The sequence below is a fragment of the Neobacillus sp. FW104-15D2 genome (assembly GCF_058790155.1).
This window is the reverse complement of the sequence record NZ_JBYTCJ010000003.1, coordinates 90,995-110,597: the sequence shown is the minus strand read 5'-3', so window position 1 is coordinate 110,597 and position 19,603 is coordinate 90,995. Positions and strand designations below refer to the sequence as shown.

The window sequence follows — 19,603 nt, the reverse complement described above, 5'->3', positions numbered from 1 at the left end:
AAACAAATGTCATATTAACAACATGATTAACTTGTAAATAACAAGTTGTATTATACAATATATAAAAAAAAAGGCAATATGAAACTTTTTCTAACCCCTCAAAAAAACCTTTGTATAAAAAAAGACTGCGAAAAAACTCCGCAGTCTTTGGTATTTAATTCTTTCTTTTTCCTTTTTTTAAATCAAAATTTAGTTGGGATAAGTTGGATTCCAGGTCTTTTAACTTTTCCGGAGACCATTCATGCAGAATCTCCCTATAGAAATCATAGCGCGCATTTTGAACCCTCTGTAAGACTTCCAGACCAGCAGCAGTAATTTCTATCAAACTTATCCTGCCATTGGTGGGATCCGGATATCGGCGAATATATTTCTTAGTTTCCAAAGTTCCCACCTGCCGGCTGGCTGTTGATATATTTAACATCAATTTCTCGGCAATTTCATTGATGGCTAAAGGGCCAGAGTCCTCCAGCTCGCACAAAATAAGATATTCAGATCTATCCAAACTGCCCAATTGCGGGCTGTGAGAAGTTATTAGGCGAACCAATAAGGCGAGTTCATATTGAATAGCTTGGAGTGAGTCCATGTTTACATTCTTCCCCTTTTAAAACAAAAACCATTTGTTTTGATGTTCACTAGGTAAGTATAACATTCCCTTCATTCACTGAAGCTATTTTAGCAAAGATTCTTAAGTAAAGGCCCTTTTCAGTCTCTCAAGCCCGTCATTTAGTGTTTCACGAGGACAAGCGATATTCATTCGAACAAATCCTTCGCCGCCAGATCCGTATTTTGTACCCGGCTCTAGGGCGAGCTTTCCTTTTTCAAGCAGCTGTTTCCTTATTTCCTTATCCCCTAACCCAAGGTTTCGGCAGTCCAGCCATAGTAAGTAAGTTCCGTCTGGATCCATGTATTTTATTTGGGGAAGATTTTCAGCCAGGTAGTTTTGAACAAGCTCCTTGTTTCCTTGTAAATAATCCAGCAATTGGTTTAGCCAGCTTTCTCCGTAACGATAGGCCGTTTCCATGCCCACTATTCCGAATAGGTTAAGAGTGAAAAATCCCTGCTGTTTTAAAATATGATTGAATTTATCACGTAAATTCTCATTTTTTATGATTAGTGCTGAGGCCTGAAGTCCTGCAAGGTTGAATGTTTTACTCGGGGCAATGCAGGTAATCGTCCGGTTGGCTAAATCTTCATTTAAGAAAGCTATTGGAATATGCTTTCGATTTTTATAAACCAGATCAGAATGGATCTCATCTGATACAATTAGACAATCGTATTTTTTACAAAGCTCACCAATTTGGAGCAGTTCTTCTTTTGTCCAGGACCTTCCTCCGGGATTATGCGGATTACAGAGGAGAAAGAGTTTGCATCCCTGCTTTAATGCCTGCTCGAAGGAAGTAAAATCAATTTCGTATCTTCCTTCTTTTAACACAAGTGGTGAATTTACTACTTCTCGTCCGTTGACTTTAACCATCTCAAAAAAGGGAGTATAGACTGGTGATTGAAGCAAAACTTTATCTCCGGGTTCGGTAAAAGACTGGATTGCTACTCCAATGGCAGGTACAACCCCGCTGCAAAAGAGGACCCAGGAGGAATGGACATCCCAGCCATTCCGTTTTTTCTGCCATTCTGTTATAGCCTCGTATGTAGAAGGGGGGATAAAGGTATAGCCAAAAATCCCATGATCGATTCTTTCCTTTAGAGCTTCTGTAACTTCCTGTGGTGGCCGGAAATCCATATCAGCTACCCACATTGGCAGTACATCATCAGTACCAAATACTTCTTTTGTTCTTTCCCATTTTACAGAGGAAGTGTTTAGCCTTTCTATCCTTTCATCAAACCATTTCATACTTTCGCCAGCTCCTTCCTATTTTTAACTTCATGATCCTATGATAAAATAAAGCAATCAAATGTTGAAATATTAGGTGATGAGATGGAAACACAACAAGTTAATCTTCTTCTTTACGATGAATTGAATGATTGGGACCCTTTCGAGATAGGCCACGGACGTTATGATACAGAAATAGCTGATATAATTCAGGCTGTCTATGAACTTGACGACTCAGTAAGGCTTGCAGAAAGAATTCAGAGTATCTATGAGTTTTCCTTTGAGGAAGTAATCCCAATGGAAAGCTGCTTAAAAGTTTCAAATCAATTGCTTTTGATAAAATCGGACTCTTCCTGTTCGTTATAAAAGCTGCTCATGAAAAGAGGTTGTCCCCAGAGGATAAGCTCTTTTGTTTTAAATAGAAAGTACATACCAGTTGGGGTAACTCGAGAGAAGAGGTCCTCGTTTTAGTCGTTTACCCCATAAAAAGGTTTGTATTTTTTGTTTTTTTAAAAGAAAAGCGATTTTTTTAGTTCGTTTTTATTATGAAAGCCGCTTGGGCGACACCTTTAAGCTTGAAATCCCCTCTTAAGAAACATATATGCACGAATTTGGTCAAGAAATGCACGAATTTGATCAAGGAATGCACGAATTGGGTCAAGGAATGCACGAATTTGATCAAGGAATGCACGAATTGGTCAAGGAATGCACAAATTGGGTCAAGGAATGCACGAATTGGGTCATGGAAAGCACGAATTGGTCAAGGAATGCACAAATTGGCAAAGAAATGCCCGAATAAGGAATGCACAAATTGGCTAAGAAATGCCCGAATAAGAAATGCACAACGTTGAACACGGTAGGCACGAATTTAATCAAGAAATGCCCAACTTCAACTATTGTATGCCCCGCTTGCTAAAATTAATGCCCGAACGAGACTCGTTTGCCAGAAGAAAATCGATATGCTCGTTTTGCCGCTTAATTCTCCAGGAAATTACGCATATACTGATAGACGTCTTCGGGCCTTTCCTCTGGTACAAGATGTCCTGTATCCTCAAGTACAATTAGTTCTGAATTTCTTAAATCCTTTTGGAGTCTTTCTCCTATACTTAAAGGGACAACTTTATCTTGTTCTCCCCAAATTAACAGGCAGGGGATGTCAATTTTCCCTAAAACGGCGCTGGACAAGTCGCCTTCACGATCGCGGATCATCCGGGTTAACGCCATAAATATATCATCTTCTAAAAAGGGCTGAAGGTAACCATAGAGCATTTCATCTGTAATAAGAGAATGGTCATAAACTACCTGCTGCAGATTTTGCTTCACCCCGGAACGAGCAAGCCAAAACTTGACGTATAAGTGAAAAAAGGGGATATAGCTGACGAAAACCAATGGCAATTTTGAGCGTTTTAAATAACTGGAACTGCAAAGAAGCACCGCTTTTTCCGCAAGTCCCGGTTTATAGTGAAGGATGTTTAAGACAATTTGTCCACCCATTGAATGTCCAGCAAGGATGACATTTTTTAGCCCCATATTTTCAAGGAGTTCAGCTACTGTTAAGGCCATATTTTTATAGGAATATATAAACCGGTTCGATTTCCCGCTTTTCCCAAAGGGAGGGAGGTCGATAGATAGAACCTGGTATTCTTTATTTAACAGCGGAATAAGACGGCGGAAACTGAAGGTAGAAGAAAGAAACCCATGTAATAAGACAATCGTTCCTTTTGAGGCTTCATTGGGATACCATTCATAATAGACTTCTATATCATTTATTTGTTTTTTTTCATTAAAAACGGTTTGTTCCATGCACCCTTCCCCCTGCGCCTCATGTTTAACTTTTAATTTTCCCCAATATTTACAAGTTCACACCTTGAAAATCAAAAAAAAGAGGACAAATCGGATAAAGATTTGTCCACTTCAAAAAGGGGGAGTTTAAAGGAAATCGAGCTTCGCCAGGTCCTTAGCGGATGGCATTGCCAGTTTGCCTTTGGTGCTATTTAGAACTCCGGTTAGGTCAAAGTTCTGAATAGCCTAGAAAGCCTTATAAAAGCAGATTAACCAAATTTAGTGGACTTTATTCCTTGGTGGAAGATAGTTTTGAAATTTTTTTACTTGCTTATTATTGTCTTGGATTTGGAAAGGCATGGTCCATCAATTCAGCGGCGGGAACGTCAAGTACAGTGGAGATTTTTAAGATGGTCTGGAGGGTTGGGATGGATGTTCCTGTTTCGTATTTCTCAATAGTTCCGTTTCCGACCCTGATTTTTAAAGCAAGCTCCTGCTGGCTAATTCCTTTTCTTTCCCGGTACTCCTTAATGTTTTTTCCAATCTGATTCATAATGATCACCATCCTTAAAAGATATAATGATACCATTATAATACCACTGAAGGCCCATTCAGTTTCGGCATTTTTGTGAATATTTTGTTAAATGTAATTGACTTTGGTTAAAAAGATTTGGCCAAAATCATTTTTAGTTAATAGAATGTTTTTTGATATATATAGAGCATTGTGATATAATATTATAATGCGTATACAGAGGATAAAATAATTATATATTTAGGAGTGTTTTCATGTCAGAAAAAATCGAAACAGGCAGCATTTTAACAGGTAAGGTGACCGGTATTCAGCCTTACGGAGCTTTTGTAGCATTGGATGAAAATACACAAGGTCTTGTTCATATTTCCGAAATCACACATGGTTTTGTAAAGGATATTAATGAGCATCTTAAAGTCGGCGATGAAGTGAAAGTGAAAGTTCTTTCTGTAGATGAAGCAGCCGGAAAAATTGGACTTTCTATCCGTGCAACTGAAGAAGCACCTGCACAGCCTGCAGCTAAAAACAAAAAGCCTCGCAAACGCCAGGCTGCAGCAATTGTTCAGGAAGATGATGGCCAACAAGGCTTCAACACTTTAAAAGAAAAGCTTCAAGAATGGATTGAACAATCCCAGCGTTAATAAAAAGATTAAGCAAAAAGGATGTCCCTCACGTAGGGACATCCTTTTTTAGCTATTCACAATTTATATCGCTAAATTCTGAACGCACAACGGACAGGATAAGGAATTCCTCCCCAGCGGTATCAAACACCATCTTTTCCAGGTTACAACGGTGTTGACCCACGTGGCGAATTAAGCCCTTTTTCATCTTTCGTATGCTGCTGAACGTGGCCTTGGCTTTTCTTATTTGACCTTTAAGATTCCATGCTTCCTTATGCGATATTGAAGATTTTGTCTGCTCATATTTAATGTTTGAGCTGCTTTCGTAATGTTATAGCCATGGTGGAGTAAAACTTTCTTTAAATAATATATCTCAGCCTCGGTCATGTAATCCTCTAGAGGTTTAATCGGGCGGCCTTTTTGTATCAAAAGCTCGTCAAGGCCGCTATCCTGACCTCCGGCAGTTTTTATAAGTGGTTTATTTCTGAATTGAATGGGCAAATCCTGAAAAGTTATCTCGTCTTCATGTTCCAGCAAGTTCATCGCACCTTCAATAATATGCTCCAACTCGCGAACATTGCCCGGCCAATCATATTGTTCAAAGGTCTCTAAAACTTCCTGATCAATCTTTTTGACCTTCATGCCAAAAAGATGATTGTATTTATCTATAAAAAAGTTAACCAGTTCCTGAATGTCACTTTTTCTATCCCGTAGAGGGGGAATGAAAAGTGATACAACACTTAATCTATAATAGAGATCTTTTCTTAAAATCCCTTTTCCAATTGCCTCTATAGGGTCTTCATTAATAGTTGCAATAATTCTAACATCCACTTCTCTGTCCTTCGTATCCCCAATACGACGGACCATTTTTTCTTGAAGGACACGTAGCAGCTTAGCCTGAAGGTTTGGATTTAATGAATTAATCTCATCAAGGAGAATGGTTCCGCCTTCCGCCTGTTCAAATAAGCCAGGGCGTTCAATCGCACCGGTAAACGCCCCTTTTTTAGTGCCAAAAAGCAAGCTTTCAATTAGTGTGTCAGGAAGGGCTGCGCAGTTTTGAGAGATAAATGGTTTTAAAGAACGGCTGCTTCCATTATGAATACTCTGAGCAAACAATTCTTTCCCTGTTCCGGTTTCACCAATGATCAGTACGGAGGAATTGGTGCGTGTTGCCCGTTTGCTGGCATCGATTACTTCCTGAATCTTATAGCTGGCCCCTATTATGCTTTCAAAGGTGAATTTTGGTGATCCTTTTTTTAGCAGGTTTTCACGGACCAGTTTTTCATATTTTGTTATATCTCTCGCAATTTCTATAGCACCCATTCTTACCTCGTCTTCAATTATAGGAAAAGTATCATTAACAGTGGTAATTTCCTGTCCTTTAATATTAAAATAAGTTTGTTTAGCGTTTCGTATCGTAATTCCTTTACGGAGGGCCTCAAGAAGGGTACTGTCTTCGTTCTGGTTAAATGAGAAGACATCCAAAAGGTTCTTATCTAGGACATCCTCTATTTCCATTCCTTCAATTTCCCTCATTTTTCTATTATAAATAATGGTCTTACCCTCTGAATTGATGACATGTACACCAATGTCGATTTCATTAATAATTTTCTCTAAAAAGACGTTCCTCTTGAGCTGTTCTGTATAATTATCTGGTTTCAATTTTCTCTACCCCTATGTGCTGTCATAAAAGAATTTTAATATTGTTAATCGCATAGTGCAATGAAATTTTGCATCAAAAAGAACAAATATGTGAATTGGAGCAAAATATTTTTGCGTCTTAAATGGAGAAGCTTGTTATAAAGGGTTTTTCCTTTTGGCATGAAAATTGCAATATAAAGTTTTGGTGAAAGGAAAAGAAGGGATAGAAGATCCCTTCACTGTTAATATAAAAATTCACCTTTACCCTATAGCTAATTATTGCGGAGATTTTCTATAGCAAGACGCTTCGCTAAAATAAATAGAAAACAAACACGAACGGAGGAAATGGAATATGTTACAGGAAGCTGCAACTAAATCATTGATTGAACAAACACAGAAGTATGGGGCAAATAACTATCACCCGCTGCCAATTGTAATTTCAAGAGCTGAAGGGGTATGGGTGGAGGATCCAGAAGGAAATAAGTACATGGACATGCTGAGTGCTTATTCTGCTGTCAATCAGGGGCACCGTCATCCGAAAATCATACAGGCATTAAAAGATCAGGCAGATCGGGTTACGCTTACATCCCGTGCCTTTCATAACGATCAACTTGGCCCATGGTATGAAAAGGTAAGCAAATTGACCAATAAAGAAATGGTACTTCCGATGAACACAGGTGCTGAAGCAGTTGAAACTGCAGTAAAAGCTGCAAGACGATGGTCATATGATGTGAAAGGTTTAGCAGAAGGCAAGGCGGAAATTATAGCTTGTACAGGTAATTTCCACGGGCGAACTATGACCGCTGTTTCTCTTTCATCAGATCCGGAATATAAGCGCGGCTTTGGGCCAATGCTCCCAGGTATTAAGCTTATTCCATATGGTGACCTTGAAGCTCTAAAAGAGGCAATTACTCCTAATACAGCTGCTTTCCTAATCGAGCCAATCCAAGGTGAAGCCGGTATTGTCATTCCTCCGGAAGGGTTTATGAAACAGGCTTATGAGCTATGTAAGCAAAATAATGTTCTTTTTATTGCGGATGAAATTCAAGCAGGTTTAGCACGAACAGGAAAAATGTTTGCCTGTGAGTGGGAAGGTATCGAACCTGATATGTACATTCTAGGAAAAGCTTTGGGCGGCGGGGTATTCCCTATTTCGTGCATCGTAGCCGACAAAGAAATTCTGGGAGTATTTAATCCAGGATCCCATGGTTCAACTTTTGGCGGCAATCCAATGGCATGTGCGGTATCCATTGCAGCTTTGGATGTTTTAATTGATGAAAAGCTTTCAGAAAGATCATTGGAACTTGGAAAATATTTTACAGATAAATTAAAAGAATTAAAAAATCCGATGATCAAAGAGGTTCGCGGCCGAGGCCTGTTTATTGGGGTTGAATTAAAGGAAACTGCCCGTAAATATTGTGAGGAATTAAAGGAATATGGACTGCTGTGCAAGGAAACCCATGATACTGTAATCCGGTTTGCACCGCCTCTTGTTATTACAAAAGAAGAATTAGATTGGGCGCTTGAACGCATTTCCAAAGTGCTTGGATAATAGAATAAGGAACGCAAGGAAGGACTAGAACCTTCAAAACAAACTAAGGGGTGCAGGAGCAGTGACTGTAACGGTTTCTAACCAAAAAGCAGATCGGGTAGATGAGTCATTAAATCTATTAACATCAACCCAGGTCGTTATTAAAGAGGCCTTGGAAAAGCTTGGATACACTGAGGAAATGTATGAACTATTAAAGGAACCATTAAGAATGCTGAATGTCCGGATACCAATCCGCTTGGATGATGACTCCGTAAGAATCTTCACCGGTTATCGTGCACAGCATAATGATGCAGTGGGCCCAACGAAAGGTGGAGTCCGTTTTCACCCCGAGGTAGATGAGGATGAAGTAAAGGCACTTTCCATGTGGATGAGCCTGAAATGTGGAATCGTGGATTTGCCATATGGCGGAGGAAAAGGTGGTATCATTTGTGATCCAAGAACCATGTCCATGGGAGAGCTTGAAAGACTTAGCCGGGGATATGTAAGGGCAATAAGTCAGATTGTTGGACCGACAAAGGACATTCCTGCACCTGACGTATATACGAATTCGCAAATTATGGCATGGATGATGGATGAATACAGCCGGCTTAGGGAGTACGATTCACCAGGCTTTATTACAGGGAAGCCTATTGTCCTTGGCGGATCACAGGGACGTGAAAAGGCTACGGCCCAGGGTGTTGTATTCTGTATTGAAGAAGCCGCGAAGAAGAAGGGCATTTCCGTCAAGGGGGCCCGTGTTGTAGTTCAGGGATTTGGCAATGCGGGAAGCTTCCTGGCAAAGTTTATGCATGATGCAGGGGCAAAGGTAATTGGTATTTCTGATGCTTATGGTGCACTTTATAATCCTGATGGACTTGATATTGACTACTTGCTCGATCGCCGTGACAGCTTTGGAACAGTTACTACCCTTTTTGATAATACAATTACCAATCAGGAACTGCTTGAACTCGACTGTGATATCCTGGTTCCTGCTGCTATTTCAAGCCAAATTACCGTTAAAAATGCCCATAATATTAAAGCTTCCATTATTGTAGAGGCCGCAAATGGTCCAACCACTCTGGAAGCTACAAAAATACTTTCAGAACGGGGAGTTCTTCTAGTCCCAGATGTTCTGGCCAGCTCAGGCGGTGTGACGGTTTCTTATTTTGAGTGGGTTCAAAATAATCAGGGTTACTACTGGACTGAAGAAGAAGTCAATGAAAAACTCCGTACAAAGATTGTACAGTCCTTCAATAATGTTTATGATACAGCACAGACCCGACGAGTTAATATGCGTCTTGCAGCTTATATGGTAGGAGTAAGGAAAATGTCGGAAGCCTCCCGTTTTAGAGGCTGGATTTAAAGGAGCTGTCTAGCTTCATTGCCCAGCGAGTTTTCATCTTTGATAAACTTCCTGAGTATCTTGCATCTCTTATGACCGTTAGGTGATACTTGATGAAGCTAGTATCCCTCTCAATTCTCACTAAGATGAGTCAACATCGAATCGCTTTGCTTAGTGATGAGTATTTCTTAGTGCTCCTGCGCCATAGCTTATTTGTGCAAGCTTCTCTCAGTGCAACAGCAAAGCTGCAAGATGTAGATTTAAAGCAGAAGAAATACAATGTACGAGGCTAGACGGGAGCTGCCGCTTTTCTTTCAACGCAAAAAATCCTTGCACTAGCTGCAAGGATTTTTTACATATATTTTTTTATCTTGTGGTACCAGCTTCAGGCTCTCTTTCAAGTTCCTGATTTGGCTTAAATAAAAGGCCAAGGTTGATTAGTCCTGCAATACCTACTAAACCGTAGACAATGCGGGAAAGAGCCGAGTCCTGGCCGCCAAAGATAGCTGCAACAAGATCAAATTGAAAAAATCCAATTAATCCCCAATTGATTGCACCAATGATGGTAAGTACCAGTGCAATTCGCTGAATAGCACTCATATATATTTCCTCCTTAATAGATGGATTCAATAATAGAATGATAAATAAATCTAAAAAATATTCATTTCTAATAAATTTTTTTAATTCCAGGATTTAAGTACTTGTTCTTTGCAAATGCTTCTTAAATGGATAATAATTAAAACTGACTAAAACAAGGAGGTTGATCGCATGCAAAGCTTTACTTTCTGGAATCCAACGAAATTAATTTTCGGAAAAGATCAACTGGATCAATTAAAAACGGAAGTTCCTAAATACGGCAAAAAGGTATTGCTTGTATATGGAGGAGGAAGCATTAAACGTTCAGGCCTTTACGACAAGGTTATCGCTCAGCTGAATGAAATAGATGTGCAGATTTTCGAATTGGCTGGAGTAGAACCTAACCCGCGTATTGCAACTGCACGTAAGGGTGTAGAAATTTGTAAGAATGAAGGTATTGATTTCATTCTTGCAGTTGGCGGAGGCAGCGTTATTGACTGCACCAAGCTGATTGCCGCAGGAGCTTTGTATGATGGAGATGCCTGGGATTTGGTTATTAGAAAAGCAATGGCATCCGAAGCTCTTCCTTTTGGAACTGTACTGACATTGGCAGCAACGGGTTCTGAAATGAACAGCGGTTCTGTTATCACCAACTGGGAGACTAACGAAAAGTATGGTTGGGGCAGCGCTGCTACTTTCCCTAAGTTTTCAATTCTAGACCCGGTTAACACTTTCACTGTTCCGAAGGACCACACTATTTATGGTATGGTCGACATGATGACACATGTGTTTGAACAGTACTTCCACCAGGTGGAAAACACTGCTCTTCAGGATCGTATGTGTGAAGGTGTTTTAACAACTGTTATTGAAACGGCACCAAAGCTGATCAATGATCTTGAAAATTACGCATACCGTGAAACTATTTTATACAATGGTACAATTGCTCTTAACGGAATGCTGCAAATGGGTTATCGCGGAGACTGGGCATCTCATAATATCGAGCATGCAGTTTCGGCAGTTTATGATATCCCTCATGCAGGAGGATTGGCTATTCTTTTCCCGAACTGGGCAAAGCATAACCTGAAAGAAAATCCTGCCCGCTTTAAGCAGCTGGCTGTCAGAGTATTTGGGGTAGATCCTACAGGTAAAACAGACGAAGAGGCTGGACTAGAAGGAATTGAGAAGCTTCGTGAATTCTGGTCAAGCCTTGGAGCACCTACTCGCCTGGCTGATTACAATATAGATGACAGCAAGCTTGATGTGATAGCAGATAAAGCAATGGTAAATGGTGAGTTCGGTAATTTTAAAAAGCTGAACCGCGAGGACACTCTTGCTATTTTACGCGCTTCACTATAATAAATGAGCAATGCCCGGACACCATAGTCCGGGTCTTTTAACTTTTTTACTATGTAAATGTTAAAAAAATATCGAAATTGGACACGCTTTCATAGGTGGCGGCTTCTTGATAATCATGCCCGCTTTGGTTAAAGTGGTATTGAAAAATAAATTTATGGAGGATCATACATGACACATGTTCGTTTTGATTACTCAAAAGCACTCTCCTTTTTTGGAGAACATGAACTTACTTATTTACGTGACGCTGTTAAAGTGGCACACCACTCACTTCATGAAAAAACAGGAGCAGGAAATGACTTTTTAGGCTGGATTGACCTGCCTGTCGATTATGATAAAGAAGAATTTTCACGTATTCAAAAGGCTGCTGAGAAAATTAAATCAGATTCTGATGTTTTAATTGTAATTGGAATCGGAGGATCCTATCTTGGCGCCAGAGCAGCGATTGAAATGCTTAGTCACAGCTTTTACAATGTCCTTCCAAAAGAAAAACGCAGCACACCTCAAGTCATTTTTGCAGGAAACAACATCAGTTCATCTTATATGAGAGATTTAATGGACGTTCTTGATGGCAAGGATTTCTCCATTAATGTCATCTCAAAATCAGGAACAACAACTGAGCCTGCCATTGCTTTCCGTCTTTTCCGCAAGCAGCTTGAAGAAAAATACGGTGTGGAGGAAGCTCGCAAACGCATTTATGCCACCACGGATAAAGCGAGAGGCGCTTTAAAAACACTAGCTGATGAAGAAGGCTACGAAACATTCGTTATTCCGGATGATATCGGCGGCCGATATTCTGTATTAACAGCAGTTGGTCTGCTTCCTATTGCAGTAAGCGGAGCCGATATTGAAAAGATGATGAACGGTGCTTCCCAAGCAAGAGAGGACTTCAGCTATTCCGAATTGGAAGAGAATCAGGCTTACCAGTATGCTGCCGTAAGAAATGTGCTTTATAACAAAGGCAAAACGATTGAAATGCTCATTAACTATGAGCCAGGTTTACAATACTTTTCTGAATGGTGGAAGCAGCTGTTCGGCGAAAGTGAAGGAAAAGACCAAAAAGGAATTTATCCTTCTTCTGCAAACTTCTCAACTGATCTGCACTCTCTTGGCCAGTATGTACAAGAAGGCCGACGTGACCTTTTCGAAACAATCGTTAAGGTTGAAAACCCACGCCATGAGCTGAAAATTGAGAAGGAAGAAAACGATTTGGACGGCTTGAATTACCTTTCCGGAGAAACCATTGATTTTGTTAACAATAAAGCCTTCCAAGGTACTCTGTTAGCTCATACAGACGGAGGGGTGCCGAATCTGATTGTTACAATCCCTAAGATGGACGAGTATACCTTTGGATATCTAGTTTATTTCTTCGAAAAGGCATGTGCCATGAGTGGATACCTTCTTGGTGTAAATCCATTTGACCAGCCTGGCGTAGAAGCTTATAAGGTGAACATGTTTGCTCTATTAGGGAAACCAGGATTTGAAGAAAAGAAAGCTGAACTGGAAAAAAGACTTAAATAATAGTAGGAGTGCCGGCCATGTGGCCGGCACTCTTTACTTTGTGCCCATACTGGTTCCATATTTTTTATTTCCTCCCTGATGGTTTCTGCTATCTGATAATAAAATTCTCGTTTTCCCAAACTCAAAAACTATAATCCCTATGTGCTAAGATGAAAACTTTCTAAAAAGAAAAATTTTTTATAATTGGTTTTAATAGGATGAGGAAAAAATAAAATAGTCGGAAAATTTAAAATAATAGGTTGTTATAGGTTGAAATGTGTTTTATAATTATTTAGAATTATTTAATTATTTTGAAATTAAAGGGGTGGTGGAATGGACTCTACAAAACTTGTGGATGTTACCAGGGGTAATTTAATTGAAAGTTCGCATAAGGGGCATATTGCAGTTGTAGATTGTAAAGGAAAAATACTTTATTATGCAGGAAATCCTAAAGCTAAAGTTTTTGCTCGTTCATCGATGAAACCAATTCAGGCAATACCAGTTGTAGAAACGGGGGCTGCTGATCACTATCATTTTAGTGATGCCGATCTTTCCTTATGCTGTGCATCACATAACGGGGAAAAAATGCATACAGATCGAGTCTTATCCATACTTACAAGAGCAAATATGGACGATACATGCTTAAAATGCGGCACCCATATACCACGCTGGCAAGATACATACAAGGAACTAATAATTGATGGGAAAGATGTTACCCCTTTATTTAACAACTGTTCAGGTAAGCACACGGGAATGCTTGCCACAGCAAAACATATGAATGAAACAATTGAAAATTATTATGATTTAAAGCATCCTGTCCAGCAGCGGATTCTTTCAGCAGTTAGCGAGATGACCGAATACCCGAAAGAAGGTATTGAAATAGGAATTGATGGATGTGGAGTACCAGTTCACGGTGTGCCCCTTGAAAGGCTTGCTTATGGTTATGCAAGAATGGCCAAGCCCGATGAATTGCCGGAACAACGTCGTAATACTATAAAACGAATTACAACAGCTATGGTGAACGCACCCGAAATGGTTGGCGGAACAGACCGGTTTTGTACTGATTTTATGGTAGTTGGCAGGGGACGATTTTTTGGAAAGGCAGGAGCCGAAGGTGTTTATTGTATAGGTGATCTTATAACCGGAATTGGAATTGCAATCAAAGTGGAAGATGGGAATCCCCGGGCTGTTTACCCTGCAGCAGTGGAAGTATTGAAGCAGCTTAATTTGTTAACAGAACAACAACTTGAAGAGCTTAATGACTATTATCACCCAAAATTGCGTAATGCCCGTAATGAAGTGATTGGTGAACTAGTCCCTAACCTCAAGCTTGAAGTTTCAGAAACAATGCAAGTCTAGAATTTAAAAAAATAAAGGGGGAAGCAAGATGAAAAATCGTTATTTACAAGTAATAATCTCGGTTTTTGTAATGTGTAGCTTATTTTTGATCGGATGCAGCAATAATAAGACAAGCAATGAGGCAAAAGAAGGCAAAAAGAATATTAAGCCAGCCCAATCTCAACAGTTAGCAAAAAAACAGGGGAAAGGTGTAACAATTGCAGTTGCAGATAATTTTATTAGTATGGATCCCCATGATACTAATGATACATTGTCTTATTCTGCTCAAAAAACAATGCTGGAAGGCCTTTTAGGATTTGATAAAAATATGAAGGTCGTCCCTGTCCTTGCTGAAAGTTATTCGGCAAACGATGCAGCGACAGAATTCACTTTTAAACTCCGCAAGGGTGTCCTTTTTCATGACGGTACTCCTTTTAATGCCCAAGCAGTGAAGGTGAATATTGACCGTTTGGCAAATCCTTCGAATAACTTAAAACGCCATAGTTTATTTTCTCTGGTAAAAGAAACTCAAGTTGTGGATGAAAATACAGTAAAAGTAGTCTTAAGTGAACCTTTTGGCGCCATGATTAACACATTCGCACACCCAGCAGCGATGATGATCAGCCCAAAAGCGTTAGAGACCTACGGGAAGGAAGTATCACAACACCCAGTAGGAACGGGGCCATTTAAGTTTGCTGAATGGGACCATAGTGATCACTTGAAAGTTGTAAAAAATGATCAATACTGGAAAAAAGGATATCCAAAGGTAGACTCGATAACATTTAAGCCGAAGCCAGAAAATGGGGCACGGGTGGCTATGTTGCAAACAGGTGAAGCAGACTTTATTTATCCAGTTCCAACAGAGCAGGCGGAAAGCATAAACGGTAAGGATGGTATCGTTGTTGAAAACGCACAATCAATTATTGTTCGCTATTTATCAATGAATACAATGAAGAAACCATATAGCGATCCACGAGTTCGTCAAGCAATTAACTATGCCATAAATAAGGAGGCGTTTGGAAAAGTTGTGATGAATGGATTTGCAACCCCGCTAGATTCTGTTATTGCACCAAACGTTCAATATTATTCGAAACAAAATCCGTACCAATTTAATATTGAAAAAGCTAAAGGATTGTTGAAGGAAGCAGGACTTGAAAAAGGGTTTACAGCAAAATTATGGGGTAACAACAATACAGGTTCGATTAAGGGAATGGAATTTATTCAACAACAGCTTACTCAAATCGGTATAAAGGTTGAAATAGTTCCTATGGAATCGGGAACGATGTCTGATAAAATTTGGTCCGTTCAAGATCCTAAATCCTCAGAGATTGAATTGTATTATGGTGGATGGTCACCTTCAACTGGCGATGCAGATTGGGGTATCCGACCACTTTTGGGAGGCAGTCAGGCATTCCCTCCAAAATCCTATAACACAGCTTACTATAATAACGATGAAGTTAATCAGGAAATAAAAGAGGCGTTGGCTACAGCTGACCCTGAAAAGCGAAAAGCAGCATATGAAAAAGTTCAAGAAACCATATGGAAAGATGCTCCATGGGGATTCCTTTCTATCGACGACACTATGGGAGGAAAGAAAAATTATTTGGAAGGAATTTATTTGCTGCCCGATGGTGCGTTAAGTGTAGAAAATATTGAAATCAAACAATAAGAAAGGTTGAGCGCTATAGTTATATATAGCGCTCATCTATTATCTGTAAGGGAGAGGTCCAATTGTTAAGTTACTTTTTTAAAAGATTAATTGGAATCATACCTATTCTATTCTTTGTTTCCATTTTTATTTTCTTGTTTGTCCATATGATCCCAGGGAATCCAGCCAGATTAGTTGCGGGTCCTGATGCCAGCTTGGCAGATGTTAAAGCTATAGAAAGAGAGCTTGGTTTAAATAAACCTTTGTATTCACAATATGTTAATTTCATAACAAAAATTGTCCAGGGGGACTTGGGCACATCTTTAAAAACCAAAAGACCCGTTTATAATGAAATTGCCCAGCGCTTCATGCCGACTTTCTGGCTAACAGTTTGGAGCATGGCTTGGGCTATTGTATTTGGTCTGCTTGTCGGCGTAATTTCTGCAACCAAAAGAAACAAGTGGCAGGATTATCTTGGGATGTTTGGGGCGGTATCAGGGATTTCCCTGCCATCCTTCTGGCTAGGTCTTATGTTAATCCAAGTATTTTCTGTAAAATTAGGCTGGTTTCCCACTGGTGGATTGGAATCCTGGAAGAGTTATATATTACCTTCCATTACCCTAGGAGCTGGTGTTGCAGCAGTCATTGCGAGGTTCTCACGTTCTTCCTTAATGGATGTTCTGAAAGAAGACTATATCAGAACTGGACGGGCAAAAGGTTTAAAGGAAAATAATATAGTTTGGGGACATGCCTTAAAAAATTCTATGATTCCTGTCATTACGATGACTGGGTTACAGTTTGGATTTTTGCTGGGAGGTTCCATTGTTATAGAAACAGTATTTAGCTGGCCTGGATTAGGAAGGCTGCTAATTGATTCAGTTTCATTTCGAGATTATCCGGTTATTCAGGCAGAGATGCTATTGTTCGGTTTAGAATTCATCTTAATCAATTTAATTGTAGACTTGTTATACGGTTTTTTAAATCCACAAATTCGATATGAATAAAATGAGGAAGAAAAGGGAGGAATGAACTATGGCGGAAGTCAAAGTGGAAGAAGTAATTCGGCAACCACTTCCTCAAACAGTAAATTTGCAAAAGAATACACCATTCTCCGAGTTTTGGCGGAAATTTAAAAAACAAAAAATGGCGTTAACAGCGGGTGTGTTTGTGGGTGTCCTCATTATTTTGGGTATTATTGGGCCATATATTGCTCCATATGGTGCGGCTGAATTTGATTACGAACATATTCTTGAAGGCCCCTCGGCTGCACACTGGGCGGGAACTGATGCATACGGACGTGATATTTTCAGCCGAGTTATTATTGGAACACGAATATCACTGGTTATTGGTTTATTATCTGTTTTCCTGGGAGCAGTCGGCGGAACTATCCTTGGCCTAATAAGCGGCTATTATGGGAAATGGATTGACAATCTTATAATGCGATTCTGTGATGTATTGTTTGCATTTCCTGGGATATTGTTGGCGATAGGGATTATTGCAATTCTAGGTCCTGGATTGGGAAACGTAGTTATCGCGATATCTATTTTCAGCGTTCCTATCTTTGCGCGTATTGTAAGAAGCAGTACTTTAGCTGTAAAGTCAACGGTTTATGTTGAAGCAACAAGATCGATAGGTGCTAAGCCCAGAAGAATAATTTGGAAGCATATATTCCCTGGGACCGTCTCCAGTATTATCGTCTATTTTACAATGAGGCTTGGTACAGCAATTTTAACAGCTGCCTCTTTAAGTTTTATTGGTCTAGGTGCCCAGCCGCCATCACCTGAATGGGGAGCAATGCTTAGCGGCGGAAGGGATTACTTAAACAATGCTCCGCATGTAACATTTTTTCCTGGGCTAGCCATATTCATGACTGTATTGGCGTTTAACCTTTTAGGTGACGGGCTTCGGGATGCCCTTGATCCCAAAATACAAGATTAACCATCCGAAAGGAGTACGGGGATGACCAATAAATTACTCGAAATAAAGAATCTTCAGACGCACTTTACAAGTGACCGGGGTATAGTAAAGGCTGTTGATGGTGTAAACATAACGGTCAATAAAGGAGAAACAGTTGGAGTTGTTGGCGAATCGGGTTGTGGAAAAAGTGTCACTTCCCTATCAATTATGCGCTTGTTAAAGGATACACCAGGAAAGATTGCAGGTGGAAGTATTCAATACGAGGGAAAAAACCTTCTGACTATATCTGAAAAAGAAATGCGAATGATAAGAGGAAATGAAATTGCAATGATATTTCAGGAACCAATGACCTCTTTAAATCCAGTGTATAAAATTGGAAGACAGATAGAAGAAGCTGTCCAGCTTCATTTAAAATATAACAATAAACAAGCGAAAGAACATGCAATAAAGATGTTAAGGTTAGTTGGAATCCCTAGAGCAGAGGAAATTGTTGATGAGTTTCCATATCAGCTTTCAGGAGGAATGAGGCAGCGTGTCATGATTGCAATGGCAATGGCATGCAATCCTAAACTATTAATAGCAGATGAGCCAACAACTGCTCTTGATGTGACAATTCAAGCACAAATTTTGGATTTAATGAGAAATTTAAGAGAAGAAAGTGAAACCGCTATTTTGTTGATTACCCATGATTTGGGTGTTGTTGCTGAAATGTGTGATCGGGTTGTTATCATGTATGCCGGAAAAGTAGTTGAAGAAGCAGATGTTTTTACCATTTTTGAAGACCCTAAACATCCATATACTAAAGGATTACTTGATTCTGTTCCCAAACTAGGTGAAAAAATAGGAAGATTAGATTCAATTCCCGGGAATGTTCCAACTCCAGGAAACATGCCGCAAGGCTGCAAATTTGCTCCGCGTTGCAGTATGGTAATGAATATATGCAGGAATCAGGATCCGGAATTAATCCAAATAGATAAAGAGCATACATGCAGATGTTGGCTATATGAGAAAAGCGGAGTATTGGAGGTATAATCGATGGAAGCACCTTTAGTCGAAGTAAGAAATTTAAAAAAGTACTTCTCCAAAAACAAAGGATTTCTTGGAGGGAATAAGACATTTGTAAAGGCCGTTGATGATATCTCCTTTTCGATAAAAAAGGGGGAAACACTGGGACTTGTAGGGGAAAGTGGTTGTGGAAAGTCTACCACTGGAAGAATGATCATGAGATTGCTTGACCCAACAGAAGGACAAATTTTATTTGAGGGTGAAGACATTAGCAGTTTAAGAGAGAATAAAATCCGCGTACTGCGAAAAGAATTTCAAATGGTATTTCAGGATCCATATGCTTCTTTAAACCCAAGACTGAAGGTGGGAGATATTATTGCGGAGCCATTAATCGTCCACGGTTACCCAAAAGAGAAAAGACTGGAACGTGTACAGCACTTATTGGAAGTGGTAGGTTTAAATGGCTATCATGCAGACAGGTACCCCCATGAATTTAGCGGAGGGCAACGGCAACGAATAGGGATTGCCCGTGCTCTGGCTGTAAATCCAAAATTAATTGTAGCAGATGAACCTGTTTCTGCACTTGATGTGTCTATCCAATCTCAAATTTTAAACCTTTTAAAGGATCTACAGGAAGAATTTCAGTTGACTTATTTATTTATCGCTCATGATTTAAGTGTTGTGGAACATATTAGTGACCGGGTAGGTGTTATGTACCTGGGGAGAATTGTAGAATTAGCTGATAAAGAAACTTTATATAATGACCCTCTTCATCCCTATACAAAAGCGTTGCTGTCAGCAGTTCCAATTCCGAATCCGCGGTTAAAAAGAGAACGGATTATTTTAAAAGGAGATATTCCAAGTCCTTCAAATCCTCCTAGTGGCTGTACTTTCCACACCAGATGTCCGTATGCAAATGATAAGTGTAAAAAAGTTGCTCCTAAACTCAAAGAAATTTCTAACGGGCATTTTGTATCGTGTCATTTATACTAG

At 39.7% G+C, this 19,603-nt stretch carries 19 protein-coding genes; 13 read left to right on the top strand and 6 right to left on the bottom strand.

The window, feature by feature from the left end:
- Positions 1 to 154: 154 nt before the first annotated feature.
- Positions 155 to 583 carry a MarR family winged helix-turn-helix transcriptional regulator gene (locus AC3WR0_RS03925; RefSeq protein WP_492551081.1) on the bottom strand — a complete coding sequence of 143 codons (429 nt, stop codon included), beginning with the start codon at positions 581 to 583 and terminating at the stop codon, positions 155 to 157.
- 102 nt (positions 584 to 685) lie between these two features.
- Positions 686 to 1,849: a MalY/PatB family protein gene (locus tag AC3WR0_RS03920; protein ID WP_492551080.1), complete on the bottom strand. Its 1,164-nt coding sequence runs from the start codon at positions 1,847 to 1,849 to the stop codon at positions 686 to 688.
- Positions 1,850 to 1,933: 84 nt separating this feature from the next.
- On the opposite strand from AC3WR0_RS03920, the gene AC3WR0_RS03915 reads away from it, so the two are divergent.
- The gene (locus AC3WR0_RS03915) at positions 1,934 to 2,194 is read left to right on the top strand and encodes a DUF1871 family protein (RefSeq protein ID WP_492551079.1); all 261 of its coding nucleotides are present in this window, start codon (positions 1,934 to 1,936) and stop codon (positions 2,192 to 2,194) included.
- 235 nt (positions 2,195 to 2,429) lie between these two features.
- Positions 2,430 to 2,627 (top strand): hypothetical protein, encoded by a 198-nt coding sequence (locus AC3WR0_RS03910; protein ID WP_492551078.1) that lies wholly within the window; start codon positions 2,430 to 2,432, stop codon positions 2,625 to 2,627.
- 176 nt (positions 2,628 to 2,803) lie between these two features.
- On the opposite strand, the gene AC3WR0_RS03905 is transcribed toward AC3WR0_RS03910, so the two are convergent.
- Together AC3WR0_RS03905 and AC3WR0_RS03900 are read right to left on the bottom strand one after the other, a co-directional pair.
- On the bottom strand, positions 2,804 to 3,631 hold the full coding sequence (locus tag AC3WR0_RS03905; RefSeq protein ID WP_492551077.1) for an alpha/beta fold hydrolase: 828 nt from the start codon (positions 3,629 to 3,631) through the stop codon (positions 2,804 to 2,806).
- Positions 3,632 to 3,944: 313 nt separating this feature from the next.
- The gene (locus AC3WR0_RS03900) at positions 3,945 to 4,163 is read right to left on the bottom strand and encodes a helix-turn-helix domain-containing protein (protein WP_492551076.1); all 219 of its coding nucleotides are present in this window, start codon (positions 4,161 to 4,163) and stop codon (positions 3,945 to 3,947) included.
- 233 nt (positions 4,164 to 4,396) lie between these two features.
- Here AC3WR0_RS03900 and yugI point away from each other — a divergent pair, with 233 nt between their 5' ends.
- Positions 4,397 to 4,780, top strand: coding sequence for a S1 domain-containing post-transcriptional regulator GSP13 (yugI, locus tag AC3WR0_RS03895; protein WP_027321634.1), 384 nt, complete (start codon positions 4,397 to 4,399; stop codon positions 4,778 to 4,780).
- A 222-nt stretch (positions 4,781 to 5,002) separates the two neighbouring features.
- Here the strand turns inward: yugI and AC3WR0_RS03890 are convergent, their stop codons facing one another.
- Positions 5,003 to 6,421 carry a sigma-54 interaction domain-containing protein gene (locus AC3WR0_RS03890; RefSeq protein WP_492551075.1) on the bottom strand — a complete coding sequence of 473 codons (1,419 nt, stop codon included), beginning with the start codon at positions 6,419 to 6,421 and terminating at the stop codon, positions 5,003 to 5,005.
- Positions 6,422 to 6,752: 331 nt separating this feature from the next.
- Between AC3WR0_RS03890 and AC3WR0_RS03885 the strand changes: the two genes are divergently transcribed.
- Positions 6,753 to 7,952, top strand: coding sequence for an ornithine--oxo-acid transaminase (locus AC3WR0_RS03885; protein ID WP_492551074.1), 1,200 nt, complete (start codon positions 6,753 to 6,755; stop codon positions 7,950 to 7,952).
- Between the two features lie 61 nt (positions 7,953 to 8,013).
- Complete coding sequence (locus AC3WR0_RS03880) at positions 8,014 to 9,294, top strand: Glu/Leu/Phe/Val family dehydrogenase (protein WP_492551073.1); 1,281 nt, start codon at positions 8,014 to 8,016, stop codon at positions 9,292 to 9,294.
- A 345-nt stretch (positions 9,295 to 9,639) separates the two neighbouring features.
- Here AC3WR0_RS03880 and AC3WR0_RS03875 read toward each other — a convergent pair whose 3' ends face one another.
- The gene (locus AC3WR0_RS03875) at positions 9,640 to 9,873 is read right to left on the bottom strand and encodes a DUF378 domain-containing protein (RefSeq protein WP_027321638.1); all 234 of its coding nucleotides are present in this window, start codon (positions 9,871 to 9,873) and stop codon (positions 9,640 to 9,642) included.
- Positions 9,874 to 10,041: 168 nt separating this feature from the next.
- Between AC3WR0_RS03875 and AC3WR0_RS03870 the strand changes: the two genes are divergently transcribed.
- The 8 genes from AC3WR0_RS03870 to AC3WR0_RS03835 all read left to right on the top strand — a co-directional run bounded on the left by AC3WR0_RS03870 (position 10,042) and on the right by AC3WR0_RS03835 (position 19,603).
- Complete coding sequence (locus AC3WR0_RS03870) at positions 10,042 to 11,205, top strand: iron-containing alcohol dehydrogenase (protein WP_492551072.1); 1,164 nt, start codon at positions 10,042 to 10,044, stop codon at positions 11,203 to 11,205.
- Positions 11,206 to 11,373: 168 nt separating this feature from the next.
- Complete coding sequence (locus AC3WR0_RS03865) at positions 11,374 to 12,723, top strand: glucose-6-phosphate isomerase (protein WP_492551071.1); 1,350 nt, start codon at positions 11,374 to 11,376, stop codon at positions 12,721 to 12,723.
- Positions 12,724 to 13,035: 312 nt separating this feature from the next.
- On the top strand, positions 13,036 to 14,061 hold the full coding sequence (locus tag AC3WR0_RS03860; protein WP_492551070.1) for an asparaginase: 1,026 nt from the start codon (positions 13,036 to 13,038) through the stop codon (positions 14,059 to 14,061).
- Positions 14,062 to 14,089: 28 nt separating this feature from the next.
- Complete coding sequence (locus tag AC3WR0_RS03855; protein WP_492551069.1) at positions 14,090 to 15,709, top strand: glutathione ABC transporter substrate-binding protein; 1,620 nt, start codon at positions 14,090 to 14,092, stop codon at positions 15,707 to 15,709.
- A 62-nt stretch (positions 15,710 to 15,771) separates the two neighbouring features.
- Positions 15,772 to 16,692, top strand: coding sequence for a glutathione ABC transporter permease GsiC (gene gsiC, locus AC3WR0_RS03850; RefSeq protein ID WP_492551068.1), 921 nt, complete (start codon positions 15,772 to 15,774; stop codon positions 16,690 to 16,692).
- A gap of 28 nt (positions 16,693 to 16,720) precedes the next feature.
- Positions 16,721 to 17,626: an ABC transporter permease subunit gene (locus tag AC3WR0_RS03845; protein ID WP_492551067.1), complete on the top strand. Its 906-nt coding sequence runs from the start codon at positions 16,721 to 16,723 to the stop codon at positions 17,624 to 17,626.
- A gap of 21 nt (positions 17,627 to 17,647) precedes the next feature.
- Positions 17,648 to 18,637, top strand: a complete 990-nt coding sequence (locus AC3WR0_RS03840; protein ID WP_492551066.1) for an ABC transporter ATP-binding protein — start codon at positions 17,648 to 17,650, stop codon at positions 18,635 to 18,637.
- A 3-nt stretch (positions 18,638 to 18,640) separates the two neighbouring features.
- Positions 18,641 to 19,603: an ABC transporter ATP-binding protein gene (locus AC3WR0_RS03835; RefSeq protein ID WP_492551065.1), complete on the top strand. Its 963-nt coding sequence runs from the start codon at positions 18,641 to 18,643 to the stop codon at positions 19,601 to 19,603.